We start from the raw sequence: 15,812 nt of genomic DNA, 5'->3' as shown, positions 1-15,812 counted from the left end.
GACCCGATGTACCGACCGATTCAGCGCCCGCTGGGGCCGCCAAGTGTAATGAACCACGATTTCCGCACCCGCCCCCTTTCACCTGTCGAAGCCCGCGTGTTGGCCACACTGATGGAAAAGGCCCGCACCGTGCCCGACAGCTACCCGCTCTCGCTCAACAGCCTGCACGGCGGCTGCAACCAGAAGACCGCCCGGGAACCGGTGATGAGCCTCAGCGAGGCCCAGATCGGCGACGCCATTGATGTGCTGCGCGACTACAGCATGGTCATCGAGTCCAGCGGCTCGCGCGTGCCGCGCTATGAACACAACCTCCCGCGCGCGGCCGGCGTGCCGGACCAGTCGGCCACCTTGCTGGGCCTGCTGATGCTGCGCGGCCCGCAGACGGCGGGAGAGCTGCGCATCAACGCCGACCGCTGGTACAAGTTCCTGGACATCGCCTCGGTGGAGGGCTTCCTGGAAGAAATGCAGGACCGCAGCGACGAGAAGGGTGGCTCGCTGGTCGTCAAGCTGCCGCGCGCGCCCGGTGCCCGCGAGCAGCGCTGGGCGCACCTGCTGTGCGGGCCGGTCGATCTGTCGGCACCACTCTCGGTCGAGCCGACCGGTGGGGACGGCGCACTGGCCGCACGGGTCGCCTCGCTCGAAGCCACGGTGGCGACCCTCCAGGCCCAGCTGGCCGACCTTCGGGAACAGCTGGGTTTGTCACAGCCCGGACAGCCATAAAACGAACGGTCGTGCGAAACTTCGTGGATCGGGCCGCCACCCTCGGCGACCACCGATCCCCCGACCACGGAGACAAGCATGGATTTGGCATTCACGCCGCAAGAGCTGGCGTTCCGCGACGAGATTCGCGGCTGGGTCAAGGACAACCTGCCCGCCGACATCGCCCACAAGGTCCACAACGCGCTGCGCCTCTCACGGGACGACATGCAGCGCTGGGCCAGGATCCTCGGCAAGAAGGGCTGGCTGGGCTACGGCTGGCCCAAGGAGTTCGGCGGTCCGGGCTGGACGGCCGTGCAGAAGCACCTGTTTGAAGAAGAATGCGCCCTGGCTGGCGCGCCGCGCATCGTGCCCTTCGGGCCGGTGATGGTGGCGCCGGTGATCATGGCATTTGGCAACAAGGAGCAGCAGGAGCGCTTCCTGCCGGGCATCGCCAGCGGCGAGGTCTGGTGGAGCCAGGGCTACAGCGAGCCGGGCTCGGGCTCGGACCTGGCCTCGGTCAAGACCCGCGCCGAGCGCCAGGGCGACCACTACGTCGTCAATGGCCAGAAGACCTGGACCACGCTGGGCCAGTACGGCGAGTGGATCTTCTGCCTCGTGCGCACCAGCACCGAAGGCAAACCGCAGACAGGCATCAGCTTCCTGCTGGTCGACATGAAGTCCCCCGGCGTGACGGTACGACCCATCAAGCTGCTGGACGGCGAGTGCGAGGTCAACGAGGTCTTCTTCGACAACGTCAAGGTGCCGGTGGAGAACCTGATCGGCGAAGAGAACAAGGGCTGGACCTACGCCAAGCACCTGCTCTCGCACGAACGCACCAACATCGCCGACGTCAACCGCGCCAAGCGCGAACTGGAACGCCTCAAGCGCATCGCAAAGGCCGAAGGCGTGTGGGACGACGTGCGTTTCCGTGACCAGATCGCGCTGCTGGAAGTCGACATCGTGGCGCTGGAGATGCTGGTGCTGCGCGTGCTGTCGGCCGAGAAATCGGGCAAGCAGTCGCTCGACATTGCCGGCCTGCTCAAGATCAAGGGCAGCGAAATCCAGCAGCGCTACGCCGAACTGATGATGCTGGCCGCCGGCCCGTTCGCCACGCCTTTTATCGAGGAAGCTATGGAAGCCGGCTGGCAAGGCAACTTCCCGGGCGCTGTGGTGGCCAACGCACCGCTGGCCTCGACCTACTTCAACATGCGCAAGACCACCATCTACGGTGGCTCCAACGAAGTGCAGCGCAACATCGTCGCCCAGACGGTCCTCGGCTAAGGAGACAGACATGGATTTCGATTTCAGCGACGACCAGGAACAGCTGCGCGATGCGGTGCACAAGTGGGTCGACAAGGGCTATGACTTCGAGCGCCGACGTGCCATCGTGAAAGCTGGTGGCTTTGACCGCGCGGCCTACAACGAGCTGGCCGAACTCGGCCTCGCCGGCCTGTACATCAGCGAAGCCGACGGCGGTCTGGGCATGGGTCCGGTCGAAGGCATGGTGGTGATGGAGGAGCTGGGCCGCGGCATCGTGCTGGAGCCGATGGCTCAAACCCTCGTGACCAGCGGCGTGATCGGCGCCTATGGCGGCGCCGAGGTGAAAGCGGCCTGGCTGCCGAAGATCGCGGCAGGCGAAGCGCTGGTGGTGCTGGCGCAGCAAGAGCGCGGCGCGCGCTACCAGCTCGACATCTGCAAGACCACCGCCACGCAGGCGGGCAGCGGCTGGACCCTCAGCGGCACCAAGAGCGTGGTGCCCGCGGGCGACCAGGCCGACGCCTTCCTTGTGCCGGCCATGGCCAACGGCCAGATCGCCCTCTTCCTGGTCGAGCGCAACGCCGACGGCGTGTCCACCCAGGGGTACGGTACCCAGGACGGCGGCCGTGCGGCCGAGGTGAGCTTGCAGAACGCCGCGGCCACGCTGGTCACAACGAATGGCCTGACCGCGCTGGAACACGCGGTGGACATCGGCATCGCCTGCGTCTGCGCCGAGGCGGTGGGTGTGATGGACAAGACGGTGGCCGTGACGGCCGAGTACCTGAACACACGCAAGCAGTTCGGCGTCGCCATCGGCAGCTTCCAGGCCCTGCGCCACCGCATGGCCGATATGAAGATGCAGCTGGAGTTGGCGCGGTCGATGAGCTACTACGCCAGCCTCAAGCTCAATGCCCCGGCGGACGAGCGCCGCCGAGCGCTCTCGCGCGCCAAGGTGCAGCTGGGGCAATCGATGCGCTATGTGGGCCAGCAGGCGGTGCAGCTGCATGGTGGTATCGGCGTGACCGATGAATACATCGTCAGCCACTACTTCAAGAAACTCACGCAGCTGGAAATGACCTACGGCGACACCCTGCACCACCTGGGCGAGGTGTCGGCGCGGATGGAGGATTCGGCGGGCGTGTTCGCCTGATCGCCAAGGACGTCTCACCGAAAGCCCCGCCAAGCGGGGCTTTTTCATTCAGGCGTGCAACCGGGAGGTCTTGGGCAGGTGCGACATCAGGAACTCCATCTGGTCCGCCAGGATGCGGCGGTTGCGCAGGATGAAGTCCTCCCAGAGGCTGGGCACGTAGGGGGCGTACAGCAGCGGCATGTTCGCCTGCTCGGGGGTGCGGTTGCCTTTGCGGTGGTTGCAGGACTTGCAGGCCGTGACCACGTTCATCCAGATGTCGCGGCCGTTCTGGGCCATGGGCAGGATGTGCTCGCGCGTCAGTTCGTCCTCGTGGAAGCGGTGGCCGCAGTAACCGCAAAGGCAGCGGTCACGCGCGAACAGCTTGGCGTTGGTCAGCGTCGGCCGCAGCTCGAAGGGGTTGATGTTGGGAACGCCCTTGGTGCCGATGATCGAGTTGACGGTGATGATCGACTGGCGCCCGGTGACCGCGTTGTGCCCGCCATGGAACACCGCCACCTCGGCGCCCATTTCCCAGCGCACCTCGTCCGCGGCGTAGTGCAGCACGGCTTCTTCCAGGCTGATCCACGATTGCGGCAGCCCCTGGGCAGACAGCTTCAAGACCTTCAAGACCTGGCTCCTTCAACTAAAACTGAAGAGGCCAGCCGCATCGTCACCTGCGGCTGGTGCGCCCACAGGCCAGTGCCCGCGGGGCTGTGTCAATATAGCGTGCTTTTGTGACGCCCTCGCGAACCCCGCGCAATCCCTCATGAAAATCCTCCGCGGCCTCTGGAACCGCCCCCTGCCCGCGACCCAGGGCTGCGCACTCACCATCGGCAACTTCGACGGTGTGCACCGTGGCCACCAGGCCATGCTGGCGCTGCTGCAGAACGAGGCCCGCCACCGAGGCGTGCCCACCTGCGCGATGACCTTCGAGCCCCACCCGCGCGACTTCTTCGCTGCGGTGCACCGCAAACCCGAGCTGGCGCCCGCCCGCATCGCCACGCTGCGCGACAAGCTGGAAGAACTGGAACGCTGTGGCGTGGACCAGTGCGTGGTGCTGCCGTTCAACCAGCGGCTGGCTTCGCTGCCACCCCAGGCCTTCATCGAGGACATCCTGGTGCGGGCACTGGGCGTCAAGTACGTGCTGGTGGGCGACGACTTCCGCTTCGGCGCCCAGCGGGCCGGTGACTATCGCCTCCTCGACACCGCAGGTTCGGCCATGGGCTTCGATGTGGCGCGCATGCAGAGCTACGAGGTGCACGGCACCCGTGTCAGCAGTTCGGCGGTGCGCGAGGCGCTGGCGGCCGGCGACATGGAGCGCACTGCCGCCCTGCTGGGCCGGCCCTATGCCATCAGTGGCCACGTGGTCCATGGACGCAAGTTGGGCCGCCAGCTGGCCGAGTCGAGCCCGGGGCGCGGGGACGGCTTTCGCACGCTGAACCTTCGCTTCTCGCATTGGAAACCCGCTGCCAGTGGCATCTTCGCAGTCCATGTGCACGGCCTCACCCGGCCTGGAGAGCCCCTCGCCGGCGTGGCCAACCTGGGCGTGCGCCCCTCGCTGGACCCCAACGACGTCAATGGCGGCCGCGTGCTGCTGGAAACCCATTGCCTGGACTGGCCCGCCGGGCTCTCGGCCACCCTGCCCGGCGGAGAGGCCTACGGTAAAATCATCCGGGTGGAACTGCTGCACAAACTGCACGACGAGCTGAAATACGACGGCCTGGACGCCCTGACCCAAGGGATCGCCAAGGACTGCGACGACGCTCGCGCGTTTTTTGCTTCGCTGCACGCCCAGACGCGCCGCCAGACCACGCGCGACCGAATTCAAGGCTGACCGCCCCCGGTCGCCGCCCCTGCACAGGCTCGGGGCGCCCTGCCCCACCCCCTGCGGCCACCGCGCCGCCCACCGAGCCTGCAAGCCCCACCCACCGAAAGCCGAACACCATGGCTGAAAAGAACGAGAACGCCAGCGGCGGCGCCTACCGCGCCACGCTGAACATGCCCGACACGCCCTTCCCGATGCGCGGCGACCTGCCCAAGCGCGAGCCGGGCTGGGTGGCCGACTGGAACAGCGGCGGCCTGTACAAACGCCTGCGCGACGCCCGCCAGGGCGCGCCCCTGTTCGTGCTGCACGACGGCCCGCCCTACGCCAACGGCAAGCTGCACATCGGCCATGCGCTGAACAAGGTGCTCAAGGACATGATCGTCAAGAGCCGCCAGCTGGCCGGCTTCGACGCGCAATACATCCCCGGCTGGGACTGCCACGGGCTGCCGATCGAGAACGCGATCGAGAAGCTGCACGGCCGCAACCTCAGCCGCGACGACATGCAGGCCAAGAGCCGCGCCTACGCCACCGAACAGATCGACCAGCAGCGTGAGGACTTCAAGCGCCTGGGCGTGCTGGGCGACTGGGAGCGCCCCTACCGCACCATGGACCCGGCCAACGAAGCGGGCCAGATCCGCGCCTTCAAGCGCGTGATCGAACGCGGCTTCGTGTACCGCGGCTTGAAGCCCGTCTACTGGTGCTTCGACTGCGGATCGTCGCTGGCCGAATTCGAGATCGAATACGCCGACAAGAAGAGCGACACGTTGGACGTGGCCTTCGAGTCCAACGACGCCACCGGTCTGGCCCAAGCCTTCGGCCTGGCGGCCCTGCCGGCTGGCAAGCAAGCCTTCGCCGTCATCTGGACCACCACGGCCTGGACCATCCCAGCCAACCAGGCGCTCAACGCCCACCCCGAGCTGGAGTACGCCCTCGTCGACACGCCCAAGGGCGTGCTGCTGCTGGGCGCCAGCCTGGTCGAGAAGTGCCTGGAGCGCTTCGGCCTGACCGGCAATGTGCTGGCCACCGCCAAGGGTGAAGCCCTGCGTGGCCAGGTGTTCCGCCACCCGCTGTACGACCTCGACAGCGGCTCCGGGGAATACAGCTACAAACGCCTCTCGCCGCTGTACCTGGCCGACTACGTGAGCGACGGCGACGGCACCGGCATCGTGCACTCCGCGCCCGCCTACGGTGTGGACGACTTCAACAGCTGCGTGGCCCACGGCCTGCGCTACGACCAGATCCTCAACCCGGTGCTGGGCAACGGCGTCTACGCCGAAGAACTGCCGCTGTTCGGCGGCCAGCACATCTGGAAGGCCTGCCCGGTCATCATCGACACGCTGCGCGAACACGGCCGCCTGATGGCCACGCAGGCCATCACCCACAGCTACCCGCACTGCTGGCGCCACAAGACGCCGGTGATCTACCGCGCCGCCGCGCAGTGGTTCGTGCGCATGGACGAGGGCGAAGGCGTCTTCACCCAGGACAAGGCGCCCAAGACCCTGCGCCAGCTGGCGCTGGACGCCATCGACCACACCAGCTTCTACCCCGAAAACGGCAAGGCCCGTCTGCGCGACATGATCGCCAACCGGCCCGACTGGTGCATCTCGCGCCAGCGGTCCTGGGGCGTGCCGGTGCCCTTCTTCCTGCACAAAGACTCGGGCGAGCTTCATCCCAACACCATGGCCATCCTCGACCAGGCGGCTGACATCGTCGAAAAGGGCGGCATCGAGGCCTGGAGCCGTGTAACGGCCGAAGACATCCTGGGCGCCGACGCGCCGCAGTACACCAAGAGCACCGACATCCTCGAAGTCTGGTTCGACTCGGGTTCGACTTTCTGGCACGTGCTGCGCGGGAGCCACGCCAAGGCCTATCCCAACGGTGCTTCGCACGCCCAAGGCCCCGAGGCCGATCTGTACCTCGAAGGCCATGACCAGCACCGCGGCTGGTTCCACAGCTCGCTGCTGCTGGGCTGCGCGATCTACGACCGCGCGCCGTACAAAGGCCTGCTGACCCACGGCTTTGCCACCGACGGCCAGGGCCGCAAGATGAGCAAGTCGCTGGGCAACACGGTCGAGCCGCAATCGGTCACCACCAAGCTCGGCGCCGAGATCGTGCGCCTGTGGGTGGGTGCGACCGACTACTCGGGCGATCTGAACATCGACGACAAGATCCTGGCCCGCGTGGTCGACGCCTACCGCCGCATCCGCAACACGCTGCGTTTCCTGATGGCCAACACGGTCGACTTCGACCCGGCCAAGGACGCGGTGCCGCTGGAGCAGATGCTGGAGATAGACCGCTACGCCCTGGCCCGCGCCAGCGAGTTGCAGGCCGAGATCCTGAAGCACTTCGACGTCTACGAGTTCCACCCCGTGGTGGCCAAGCTGCAGGTGTATTGCTCGGAAGACCTGGGCGCGTTCTACCTGGACGTGCTCAAGGACCGGCTCTACACCACCGCGCCCAAGAGCCTGGCGCGCCGCTCGGCCCAGACCGCGCTGCACCAGATCACCCACGCCATGCTGCGCTGGATGGCGCCCATCCTCAGCTTCACCGCCGAGGAGGCCTGGGCCGTGTTCGCCAAGGACCAGACGAAGGGCTCGATCTTCTTCGAGACCTTCAGTGCCCTGCCGTCGGCCAACGAGGCGCTGCTGGCCAAGTGGTCGCGCATCCGCGAGATCCGAGACGTCGCCAACAAGGCCATCGAAGACCTGCGCACCGAAGGCAAGGTTGGCGCCTCGCTGCAGGCCAACCTGACCATCACCGCCGGCGCGGATGACGCGGCCCTGCTGCGCGCGCTGGGCGCGGACCTGAAGTTCGTGACCATCACCTCGGCCGTGACCGTGGTGGACGGCGCGGAACTGGCTGTGACCGTGACGCCGAGCACCGCCACCAAGTGCGAACGCTGCTGGCACTACGCCGACGACGTGGGCGCGCACGCCGAACATCCGACGCTGTGCGGCCGCTGTGTGAGCAATCTGGCCGAAGCCGCCGGCACAGGCGCTGGCGAAACGAGGAGCATCGCCTGATGGCCAAGACCAAGGCAAGCCTCTGGCCATGGCTCGGTCTGGCCGCTGTTGTCTTCCTGCTGGACCAGTTCACCAAGACCCTGATCCTGGGCTACTACCAGCTGGGTGACAGCACCTACGTCACCAGCTTCTTCAACATCGTGCGGGTGCACAACACCGGCGCCGCCTTCTCGTTCCTGGCGTCCGCCGGCGGCTGGCAGCGCTGGCTGTTCACCGGCATCGGCATCGCGGCGGCGGTATTCATCGTCTGGATGCTGCGCTCGCACCCCGGACAGAAGCTGTTCGCCTTTGCGCTGTCCTGCATCCTGGGCGGCGCCATCGGCAACGTGGTGGATCGCGTGCTGCACGGCTACGTGGTCGACATGCTGGACTTCCACTGGTCCTTCCTGTCGGGCCTGTTCCCGGGCGGTCATTTCCCGGCGTTCAACCTGGCCGACGCGGGCATCACCGTCGGCGCCATCGCCCTGATCCTTGACGAGATCCTGCGGGTGAAGAAGAGCCGTTAAACCGATGGCACTCCGGGTATAGTTTTCCCGGACATGAAACACCTGCTGAATCTGCTGGCCGCCATCGCGCTGCTGGTCTGGGGGACCCACCTGGTGCGCACCGGCGTGCTGCGCGTGCTGGGCAGCAAGCTGCGCCAGGTGCTGGCGGCCAGCATGGGCAACCGCCTCACCGCGGCGCTGTCCGGACTGGGCGTCACCGCCCTGGTTCAGTCCAGCACCGCCACCGCCCTCATCACCGCATCCTTCGTCGGGCGTGGCCTGATCACCCTGCCTGCGGCCCTCGCCGTGATGCTGGGTGCCGACATCGGCACCAGCGTGATGGCGGTGGTGTTCTCCTTCGACCTGTCCTGGCTCTCGCCGCTGTTCATCTTCGTCGGCGTGACGCTGTTCATCCTGCGCCAGGGCACCCAGGTCGGTGATGTGGGTCGTGTGCTGATTGGCCTGGGCCTGATGCTGCTGGCCCTGCAGCTGGTGAGCCAGGCCACGCACGTGCTGACCGGCAACCCCGCGGTGCAGCTGATGCTGGAGTCGCTCACCAGCGACCGCATGCTGGAGATCCTGGTGGGCGCCACGCTGGCGGTGCTGTCGTATTCAAGTTTGGCCGTGGTGCTGCTCACCGCGACGCTGGCCATCAATGTGGTGGGCATCGATGTGGCGCTGGGCCTGGTGCTGGGCGCCAACCTGGGCAGCGGCCTGCTGGCGGTGCTGACCACGGCCAAGGCCAACCGCGCCACGCGCCAGGTGCCTCTGGGCAACCTGCTGTTCAAGCTGATGGGGGTGGCCATTGCGCCAGCCCTCATTCCGTTCTGGCTGCGCTGGGTGCCACCCTGGGTGCCGGACCCGGCGGCACAGACCGTGCTGTTCCACCTGTGTTTCAACCTGATGGTCGGCCTGGCCTTCATTGGCCTGACCGGCACCGTGGCCCGCTGGGTGGAGAAGCTGCTGCCGCTGCAGAACGCCGGAAGCGCACTCGAACGACCCAACCACCTCGACCCCTCCGCCCTGGCCACGCCATCGCTGGCCATCTCGTGTGCGGCGCGCGAGGCCCTGCACCAGGCCGACGTGGTGGAGACCATGCTGCGCGGCGTGATGACGGTCATCCGCACCAACGACCTGCAGCTGTCGCAGGACCTGCGCAAGATGGACGACACGGTGGACGACCTGTACTCGGCCATCAAGTACTACCTGACCAAGATCTCGCGCGAACAGCTCAACGAGAAGGAGAGCCGGCGCTGGACCGACATCATCAGCTTCACCATCAACATGGAGCAGATCGGCGACACCGTCGAACGCGTGCTGCTGGACATCGAGGACAAGAAGATCCGCAAGGGCCGTGCATTCTCCGAGGCTGGCATGACCGAGATCAGCGCTATGCACGCGCGCCTGCTGGACAACCTGCGCCTGGGCATGAGCGTGTTCCTGGATGGCAACGTGCGCGATGCACAGCGCCTGCTGGAAGAGAAGGTGCGCTTCCGCGAGATGGAGCGCGAATACGCGAGCAGCCACCTCGAACGCCTGGCCGATCGCACCGCGCCCAGCATGGAAAGCAGCTCGCTGCACATCGACCTGATCAGCGACCTCAAGCGCATCAACTCGCACATCTGTTCGATCGCCTACCCCATCCTCGACTCGGCCGGCGCGCTGGCGCCCAGCCGCCTGCGCGAAAGCCGGCTGCAGAGCCTGGAGACCCCGCCCGGCCGCCACTGAACATCCGCCCCACGCTCCGCCGCTGCGCGGGTCGCTGCCCCCAAGGGGCTGCTTTCATCTTGGGGCGGCCCTGCGATGAAAGTGCTGGGCGCTGTGCTAATCTGGCCAGCACACCTGTTGACGGAGACACCCTCATGCCCGGACTGCTGCCCCACATCGATCCCGACGGACTGCTGGAATTTTCGGTGGTCTACACCGACCGCGCGCTCAACCACATGTCCCGGCGCTTCCAGGGCGTGATGACCGACATCTCGGCCATGCTCAAGCAGGTCTATGGCGCGCACTCGGCGGTGCTGGTGCCCGGCAGTGGCACCTTCGGCATGGAGTCCGTCGCGCGCCAGTTCGCGCACGGAAAACACGTCATGGTGATCCGCAACGGCTGGTTCAGCTACCGCTGGACGCAGATCTTCGACATGGGCTCGATTCCCGCCAGCCATACTGTGCTCAAGGCGCGCAAGACCGCTGACGGCGCGCAGTCGCCGTGGACGCCCTGCCCGATCGACGAGGTGACCGCAGCGATCGCCCAAGAGAAGCCGGCACTGGTGTTCGCACCGCACGTCGAGACGGCCGCCGGCATGATGCTGCCCGACGACTACCTGCAGGCGATGGCCGAGGCCGTACACGCCGTCGGCGGCCTGTTCGTGCTGGACTGCATCGCCTCCGGCGCCATGTGGGTCGACATGAAGGCCACCGGTGTCGACATCCTGATCTCCGCACCGCAGAAGGGCTGGAGCAGTTCGCCCTGCTGCGCCATGGTGATGCTCAGCGAACGCGCACGACAGGCCATCGACGCGACACAGAGCACCACCTTCGCTATGGATCTGAAGAAGTGGCTGCAGATCATGGAAACCTACGAGGGCGGCGGTCACGCGTACCACACCACCTTGCCGACCGATGCACTGCAACGCCTGCGCGACACCATGAAAGAGACCGAGGCCTACGGCTTTGCCAAGGTGCGCGAGGAGCAGATCGCGCTGGGCCGCGGCGTGCGTGAGTTGCTGGAGTCGAATGGTTTTGCCAGCGTGGCTGCGCCCGGCTTCCAGGCGCCTGGCGTGGTGGTCAGCTACACCAGCGACCCCGACATCCAGAACAGCAAGAAATTTCTCGCCGCCGGCCTGCAGACGGCCGCCGGCGTGCCGCTGCAGTGTGACGAAGGCGCCGACTTCAAGACCTTCCGCATCGGCCTGTTCGGCCTGGACAAATGGCACGACGTGGCGGGCACCCTCTCCCACCTGCAGGATGCGCTGAAGACAGTAAGTCCAAAGATATAATCCCGCCGCTTTCCGACCGGAAAAGGAGCCCGACAACGGGCTCCTTTTTTCTTGTGTGCCGCCCGTCAAGCGGAGGAAAGCGATTCAGCATTATTGTTTTTCAGGGAGTTTCCATGCAAACCACGACGAAGCTCGTCGCGCTTGGCGCGATGGCTGTGATGACCTGCGCCACCTCGGCGCAAACCGTTCAGAAGAAAGCCAGTGCCGGCGCCGCCAAAGGCGAGGCCTATGTGGAAAAGGGTCTGGCCTCGCAAGGCCTGGACGGACAGGTGTACGGGGAGCTCGGACTGAGCTTCCTGAACTACAAGATCTCCCGCGCCGGCATCTCGGCCAAGCCCATCATGCTGCGCGCCGTCGCCGGCTACGACTACCACCCCAACCTGGCCGCAGAAGCCATGCTGGGCCTGGGCCTGCGTGGAGCCGATGCCGTGGGACCCTGGGGCACTGCCTACAGCGTGAGCGCCGGCACCCTGCTGGGCGCCTACGCCAAGCCACGGCTGCGCATCGGTGGTGAGACCGAGTTCTTCGCCCGCCTGGGCATTGCCAACGCCGGCACCAGCGTCGGCGGCTACACCGGCACCGACGGCGGCGCCGGCCTGTCCTACGGGCTGGGATTCAAGACCGTGACGCCCTGGAAGTCCTTCGGCAACCGCCCGGTCAGCGTGGCCGCCGACTACATGACCTACTACAGCGGCAGCGGCGTGAAACTTACCGGTTTCACGCTGGGTGCCGGCATGTCTTTCTGAAGGTCGTTACACTCCGTTTCGATTCTGGTGTCCAACCAGAATCACTCTTCACAACGCACATTCATCAAGGGAACCCCATGAAAAAACTCATCCTCGTCTCCATGCTCGGCCTCGCCGCTGTGTCGGCCCAGGCTCAATCCGTGTACGGCGATGTGGCCTACCAGATGTTCGACACCGATCTCGCCACCGACCCGGCGGCGGTTCGCGGCATCGTCGGATACCAGTTCAACCCGAACCTGGCGGTCGAAGGCATGTTCGGCACGAGCGTTCGCGATGGCAAGGACTCCTCCATGGGCGTCACCGCCAAGGTCAAGCTGGACCGTCTGGCAGGCATCTATGCCAAGTCCAGCTTCAAGGTCAACGACGCCTTCGAGCTGTATGGCCGTCTGGGCTATGTGAACTACAAGGTTTCCGCAACCGGTTCGATGGGTGGTTTCTCCGCCAAGGTGTCCGACTCCGACAGCGACGTGTCGTACGGCGTTGGCGCGAGCTACTACCTGACGCCCAAGATGTCCATCAACGTGGACTACATGGACTTCGGCGACCTCGAAGGCGGCGTCGCGGTGGGCCTGAAGTTCTCGTTCTGAGGATTTCCCCACTCACAGCAAAAGGGCACGCAAGTGCCCTTTTTCATTGGTGCCGACGGACTTCCAACCAGCACGCACGGGCATCTCCAGCGGATGCAGACGCCCTGCCCACGGCCTACATTTCATTACCTCGTTTGCGCAGCGTTGTCCCAATCGCCGGAACCGCCCGTCCTGCGCGTTCCTCCTACTGGGCGTTGGCCTGTCCGGGCCAGCGATCTTCACAACCAGGAGGTTTCATGAAACGACGTCTGCAAACAGTGCTCATCGGCTCCGCTTCGCTGCTCGCCCTCGGCGCGCATGCGCAGGGGGTGTATGGCGAGGTGGGCTACAGCCAGTTCAACCTCAAGCAGGACAGCCGGGGCTTCGACGCCAAGGTCAAGCCGACCGCCGCGCGCGCCATCGTGGGCGTGGAACTCGCGCCGCACCTGGCCATCGAGGGACACGCGGCCACCGGCCTGAAGGACGACTCGGTGCGCATCGGGCCGGCCTCGGCCACGGGTGAGGTCGACAACATGCTGGGGGCCTTCGTCAAACCCAAGGTCATGCTGGGCGACACCGTCGAGCTGTACGGCCGGGCCGGCGTGGCCAGCACCAAGGTGAGCACCTCGGCGTTCGGCGTCGGCGACTCCAACCGCACCACCAGCTTCGCCTACGGTGGTGGCGCGAGCTTCAGCCTCACGCCGCAGCTGTCGCTGAACGCCGACTACATGAACTACCTGGACCGCCGCGGCACCAAGGTCGACGGCGTCACCTTCGGCGTCGGCTTCAAGTTCTGACCTCCGACTGTTGAGCATTGAAAAAGCCCCGGGACCGTAAGACCCCGGGGCTTATTTGTTGTCCCCCGCTCAGGGCAGGAGCACGGTGCAACCGGTGGTCTGGCGCGCTTCGAGGCTTTCGTGCGCCTTCTTCACATCGGTCAGCGCGAAGCGCTGGTCGATGCGGATCTTCACCGCGCCGCTGCCCACCACGTCGAACAGGTCATCGGCCATGGCCTGTGTGCGCTCGCGGCTGCTGATGTGGGTGAACAGGGTCTGGCGCGTGACGTAGATCGAGCCCTTGGGACCCAGAATGCCCGGCGCGAACGGCGCCACCGGGCCGCTGGCGTTGCCGAAGCTGACCATCAGGCCGAAGGGTCGCAGACAGTCCAGCGACTTCTCGAAGGTGTCCTTGCCCACCGAGTCGTAGACCACCTTCACGCCCTGGCCGCCGGTGATCTCCTTCACGCGCGCGGCGAAGTCTTCGGTGCGGTAGTTGATGCTGAACTCGGCGCCGTGCTCGCGCGCCAGCGCACACTTTTCATCGCTGCCGGCCGTGCCGATCAGGCGCAGGCCCAGGGCCCTGGCCCACTGGCAGGCGATCAGTCCGACGCCACCGGCCGCCGCGTGGAACAGCACGAAGTCGCCCTTCTCCAGACCTTCCACCGGCTTGCAGCGCTTGAGCAGGTACTGCGCGGTCAGGCCCTTGAGCATCATGGCCGCACCGGTCTCGAACGAGATGGCGTCGGGCAGCTGGCAGACATTCATCGCCGGCATCACGCGCACATCGCAGTAGCTGCCCGGCTTGCCCGCCGCGTAGGCCGCGCGGTCGCCGACCTTGAGATGGGTCACGCCCTCACCCACCGCCTCGATCACGCCCGCGCCTTCCATGCCCAGTGCCAGAGGCATGGGGTTGGGGTAGAGGCCGGTGCGCTGGTAGACGTCGATGAAGTTCAGGCCGATGGCGTGGTGGCGGATGCGGATCTCGCCAGGGCCGGGATCGCCGACCTCGACGGTGTCGACAACAAGCTGTTCGGGGCCACCATGGGCGTGGATGCGCACGGCGCGGCTGGTCTGGGTCATGCAGGTCTCCTCAGGTTGGCAATGCCGCACATGCTGCCACGATTCGCGACCGTCCCGAGGGTGTCAGTCCGTCAGCCCCAGGCCAGCCAGGGGATGCCCCCGGTCGCTACAGTCCAAGCATGTCCAACCCCTCCCAGCGCCTGACCCCGGCCACCGCGGCCCTGCTCCTGATACCGCCGCTGCTGTGGGCCGGCAACGCCGTGGTCGGCCGGCTGATGCAGGGCAGCATCCCGCCCATCACCTTCAACTTCCTGCGCTGGGTGCTGGCCTTCGTGATGCTGCTGCCGCTGGCCGCCTGGGTGCTGGCGCCGCGCAGCCCGGTGTGGGCACACGGCCGGCGCTTCGCCGTGCTGGGCCTCACCAGCGTGGCGCTCTACAACGCGCTGCAGTACATGGCGCTCAAGACCTCGACGCCGATCAACGTCACGCTGGTCGCCGCCAGCATGCCGGTGTGGATGATCCTGCTGGGCCGACTGTTCTACGGCGTGCCGGTGACGCGGCGCGCTGCCCTGGGTGCTGCGCTGTCGCTCGCCGGGGTGGCCGTGGTGCTGGTGCGCGGCGACTGGCGCCAGCTGGGTACCCTGCAACTGGTGCCGGGCGACGCCTGGATGCTCGCAGCCTCCATCACCTGGGCCTGGTACAGCTGGATGCTCGCCCGCCCGGCGCCCGGCAGCGAGCCGCCCGAGGTGCGGCGCGACTGGGCCGCCTTCCTGCTCGCCCAGGTGGCCTTCGGACTCACCTGGTCAGCCGCCATGACCACCGGGGAATGGCTGATGCTGCCGTCCCTGCCCGAGGGCGAACACCATCTGCGCTGGGGCTGGCCGCTGGTGCTGTCGCTGCTGTACGTGGCCATCGGCCCCTCGCTGCTGGCCTACCGGGCCTGGGGCGCGGGTGTGTCCCGGGTCGGTCCGACCGTGGCCGGTTTCTTCAGCAACCTCACCCCGCTGTTCGCGGCGCTGATGTCCGCGACCCTGCTGGGCGAGCCGCCGCACCTCTACCACCTGGCCGGCTTCGTGCTGATCGTGGGCGGGATTCTGGTCAGCTCGAAGAGGTAGAGCCCCCCCGCGCCGCCTGCGGCGTCACCCCCCCAGGGGGCGGCACTGGCGGCCCGGCGAAGCTGGTTCCGCGGTGCCCTGGAACCAGCTCCCCCTCAACACACAGGCGGCTTCTCCGAAGCGCGTGTCCGGTTCGAGGATGCGGTGGAACCGGCTTCGCCGGGCCACA

At 66.6% G+C, this 15,812-nt stretch carries 14 protein-coding genes; 12 read left to right on the top strand and 2 right to left on the bottom strand.

All coding sequences use genetic code 11. The features are described 5' to 3' along the window. Positions 1 to 48: 48 nt before the first annotated feature. The 3 genes from HFL01S_RS15910 (at position 49) to HFL01S_RS15900 (ending at position 3,106) form a co-directional block, all read left to right on the top strand. A complete protein-coding gene (locus tag HFL01S_RS15910) occupies positions 49 to 720 on the top strand; it encodes a YceH family protein (protein WP_066260466.1) in 672 nt (223 codons plus the stop codon). A gap of 78 nt (positions 721 to 798) precedes the next feature. After that, a complete protein-coding gene (locus HFL01S_RS15905; protein WP_066260464.1) occupies positions 799 to 1,980 on the top strand; it encodes an acyl-CoA dehydrogenase family protein in 1,182 nt (393 codons plus the stop codon). A 10-nt stretch (positions 1,981 to 1,990) separates the two neighbouring features. Continuing rightward, positions 1,991 to 3,106 (top strand): acyl-CoA dehydrogenase family protein, encoded by a 1,116-nt coding sequence (locus HFL01S_RS15900; RefSeq protein WP_066260463.1) that lies wholly within the window; start codon positions 1,991 to 1,993, stop codon positions 3,104 to 3,106. Between the two features lie 48 nt (positions 3,107 to 3,154). Here the strand turns inward: HFL01S_RS15900 and HFL01S_RS15895 are convergent, their stop codons facing one another. Further along, positions 3,155 to 3,712, bottom strand: coding sequence for an HNH endonuclease (locus HFL01S_RS15895; protein WP_066260461.1), 558 nt, complete (start codon positions 3,710 to 3,712; stop codon positions 3,155 to 3,157). Positions 3,713 to 3,851: 139 nt separating this feature from the next. On the opposite strand from HFL01S_RS15895, the gene HFL01S_RS15890 reads away from it, so the two are divergent. The 8 genes from HFL01S_RS15890 to HFL01S_RS15855 all read left to right on the top strand — a co-directional run bounded on the left by HFL01S_RS15890 (position 3,852) and on the right by HFL01S_RS15855 (position 13,526). After that, positions 3,852 to 4,919: a bifunctional riboflavin kinase/FAD synthetase gene (locus tag HFL01S_RS15890; protein ID WP_066260460.1), complete on the top strand. Its 1,068-nt coding sequence runs from the start codon at positions 3,852 to 3,854 to the stop codon at positions 4,917 to 4,919. A gap of 110 nt (positions 4,920 to 5,029) precedes the next feature. After that, the gene (ileS, locus tag HFL01S_RS15885) at positions 5,030 to 7,933 is read left to right on the top strand and encodes an isoleucine--tRNA ligase (RefSeq protein ID WP_066260459.1); all 2,904 of its coding nucleotides are present in this window, start codon (positions 5,030 to 5,032) and stop codon (positions 7,931 to 7,933) included. Beyond that, positions 7,933 to 8,439 carry a signal peptidase II gene (gene lspA, locus HFL01S_RS15880; RefSeq protein WP_066260455.1) on the top strand — a complete coding sequence of 169 codons (507 nt, stop codon included), beginning with the start codon at positions 7,933 to 7,935 and terminating at the stop codon, positions 8,437 to 8,439. The genes ileS and lspA overlap by 1 nt, the downstream gene beginning before the upstream one ends. Before the next feature lie 33 nt (positions 8,440 to 8,472). Further along, positions 8,473 to 10,146 (top strand): Na/Pi cotransporter family protein, encoded by a 1,674-nt coding sequence (locus HFL01S_RS15875; RefSeq protein ID WP_066260454.1) that lies wholly within the window; start codon positions 8,473 to 8,475, stop codon positions 10,144 to 10,146. Between the two features lie 134 nt (positions 10,147 to 10,280). After that, the gene (locus tag HFL01S_RS15870; RefSeq protein WP_066260453.1) at positions 10,281 to 11,417 is read left to right on the top strand and encodes an aminotransferase class V-fold PLP-dependent enzyme; all 1,137 of its coding nucleotides are present in this window, start codon (positions 10,281 to 10,283) and stop codon (positions 11,415 to 11,417) included. 113 nt (positions 11,418 to 11,530) lie between these two features. After that, positions 11,531 to 12,163: a putative outer membrane beta-barrel protein gene (locus tag HFL01S_RS15865; protein ID WP_066260452.1), complete on the top strand. Its 633-nt coding sequence runs from the start codon at positions 11,531 to 11,533 to the stop codon at positions 12,161 to 12,163. Positions 12,164 to 12,240: 77 nt separating this feature from the next. Continuing rightward, positions 12,241 to 12,750, top strand: coding sequence for a porin family protein (locus HFL01S_RS15860; RefSeq protein WP_084383383.1), 510 nt, complete (start codon positions 12,241 to 12,243; stop codon positions 12,748 to 12,750). Positions 12,751 to 12,986: 236 nt separating this feature from the next. Continuing rightward, positions 12,987 to 13,526 (top strand): porin family protein, encoded by a 540-nt coding sequence (locus HFL01S_RS15855; RefSeq protein ID WP_084383382.1) that lies wholly within the window; start codon positions 12,987 to 12,989, stop codon positions 13,524 to 13,526. Between the two features lie 69 nt (positions 13,527 to 13,595). Here the strand turns inward: HFL01S_RS15855 and HFL01S_RS15850 are convergent, their stop codons facing one another. Next, positions 13,596 to 14,588 carry a quinone oxidoreductase family protein gene (locus tag HFL01S_RS15850; protein WP_066260448.1) on the bottom strand — a complete coding sequence of 331 codons (993 nt, stop codon included), beginning with the start codon at positions 14,586 to 14,588 and terminating at the stop codon, positions 13,596 to 13,598. Between the two features lie 119 nt (positions 14,589 to 14,707). On the opposite strand from HFL01S_RS15850, the gene HFL01S_RS15845 reads away from it, so the two are divergent. Beyond that, a complete protein-coding gene (locus tag HFL01S_RS15845; protein ID WP_066260447.1) occupies positions 14,708 to 15,643 on the top strand; it encodes a DMT family transporter in 936 nt (311 codons plus the stop codon). Positions 15,644 to 15,812: the final 169 nt, after the last annotated feature.

Origin of the sequence: Hydrogenophaga flava NBRC 102514, from assembly GCF_001571145.1 — a bacterium.
Classification (GTDB): domain Bacteria; phylum Pseudomonadota; class Gammaproteobacteria; order Burkholderiales; family Burkholderiaceae_C; genus Hydrogenophaga; species Hydrogenophaga flava.
The sequence above is the reverse complement of the archived record's forward strand: the minus strand, read 5'-3'. Positions and strand labels throughout refer to the sequence as shown.

Excerpts from the sequence above, each read along its gene's own strand:
- HFL01S_RS15900 (WP_066260463.1), top strand. The coding sequence starts at position 1,991 with ATGGATTTCGATTTCAGCGACGACCAGGAACAGCTGCGCGATGCGGTG.
- HFL01S_RS15890 (WP_066260460.1), top strand. The coding sequence starts at position 3,852 with ATGAAAATCCTCCGCGGCCTCTGGAACCGCCCCCTGCCCGCGACCCAG.
- HFL01S_RS15850 (WP_066260448.1), bottom strand. The coding sequence starts at position 14,588 with ATGACCCAGACCAGCCGCGCCGTGCGCATCCACGCCCATGGTGGCCCC.
- HFL01S_RS15855 (WP_084383382.1), top strand. The coding sequence starts at position 12,987 with ATGAAACGACGTCTGCAAACAGTGCTCATCGGCTCCGCTTCGCTGCTC.
- HFL01S_RS15865 (WP_066260452.1), top strand. The coding sequence starts at position 11,531 with ATGCAAACCACGACGAAGCTCGTCGCGCTTGGCGCGATGGCTGTGATG.
- ileS (WP_066260459.1), top strand. The coding sequence starts at position 5,030 with ATGGCTGAAAAGAACGAGAACGCCAGCGGCGGCGCCTACCGCGCCACG.
- HFL01S_RS15910 (WP_066260466.1), top strand. The coding sequence starts at position 49 with ATGAACCACGATTTCCGCACCCGCCCCCTTTCACCTGTCGAAGCCCGC.
- HFL01S_RS15845 (WP_066260447.1), top strand. The coding sequence starts at position 14,708 with ATGTCCAACCCCTCCCAGCGCCTGACCCCGGCCACCGCGGCCCTGCTC.
- HFL01S_RS15905 (WP_066260464.1), top strand. The coding sequence starts at position 799 with ATGGATTTGGCATTCACGCCGCAAGAGCTGGCGTTCCGCGACGAGATT.
- lspA (WP_066260455.1), top strand. The coding sequence starts at position 7,933 with ATGGCCAAGACCAAGGCAAGCCTCTGGCCATGGCTCGGTCTGGCCGCT.
- HFL01S_RS15870 (WP_066260453.1), top strand. The coding sequence starts at position 10,281 with ATGCCCGGACTGCTGCCCCACATCGATCCCGACGGACTGCTGGAATTT.
- HFL01S_RS15875 (WP_066260454.1), top strand. The coding sequence starts at position 8,473 with ATGAAACACCTGCTGAATCTGCTGGCCGCCATCGCGCTGCTGGTCTGG.
- HFL01S_RS15860 (WP_084383383.1), top strand. The coding sequence starts at position 12,241 with ATGAAAAAACTCATCCTCGTCTCCATGCTCGGCCTCGCCGCTGTGTCG.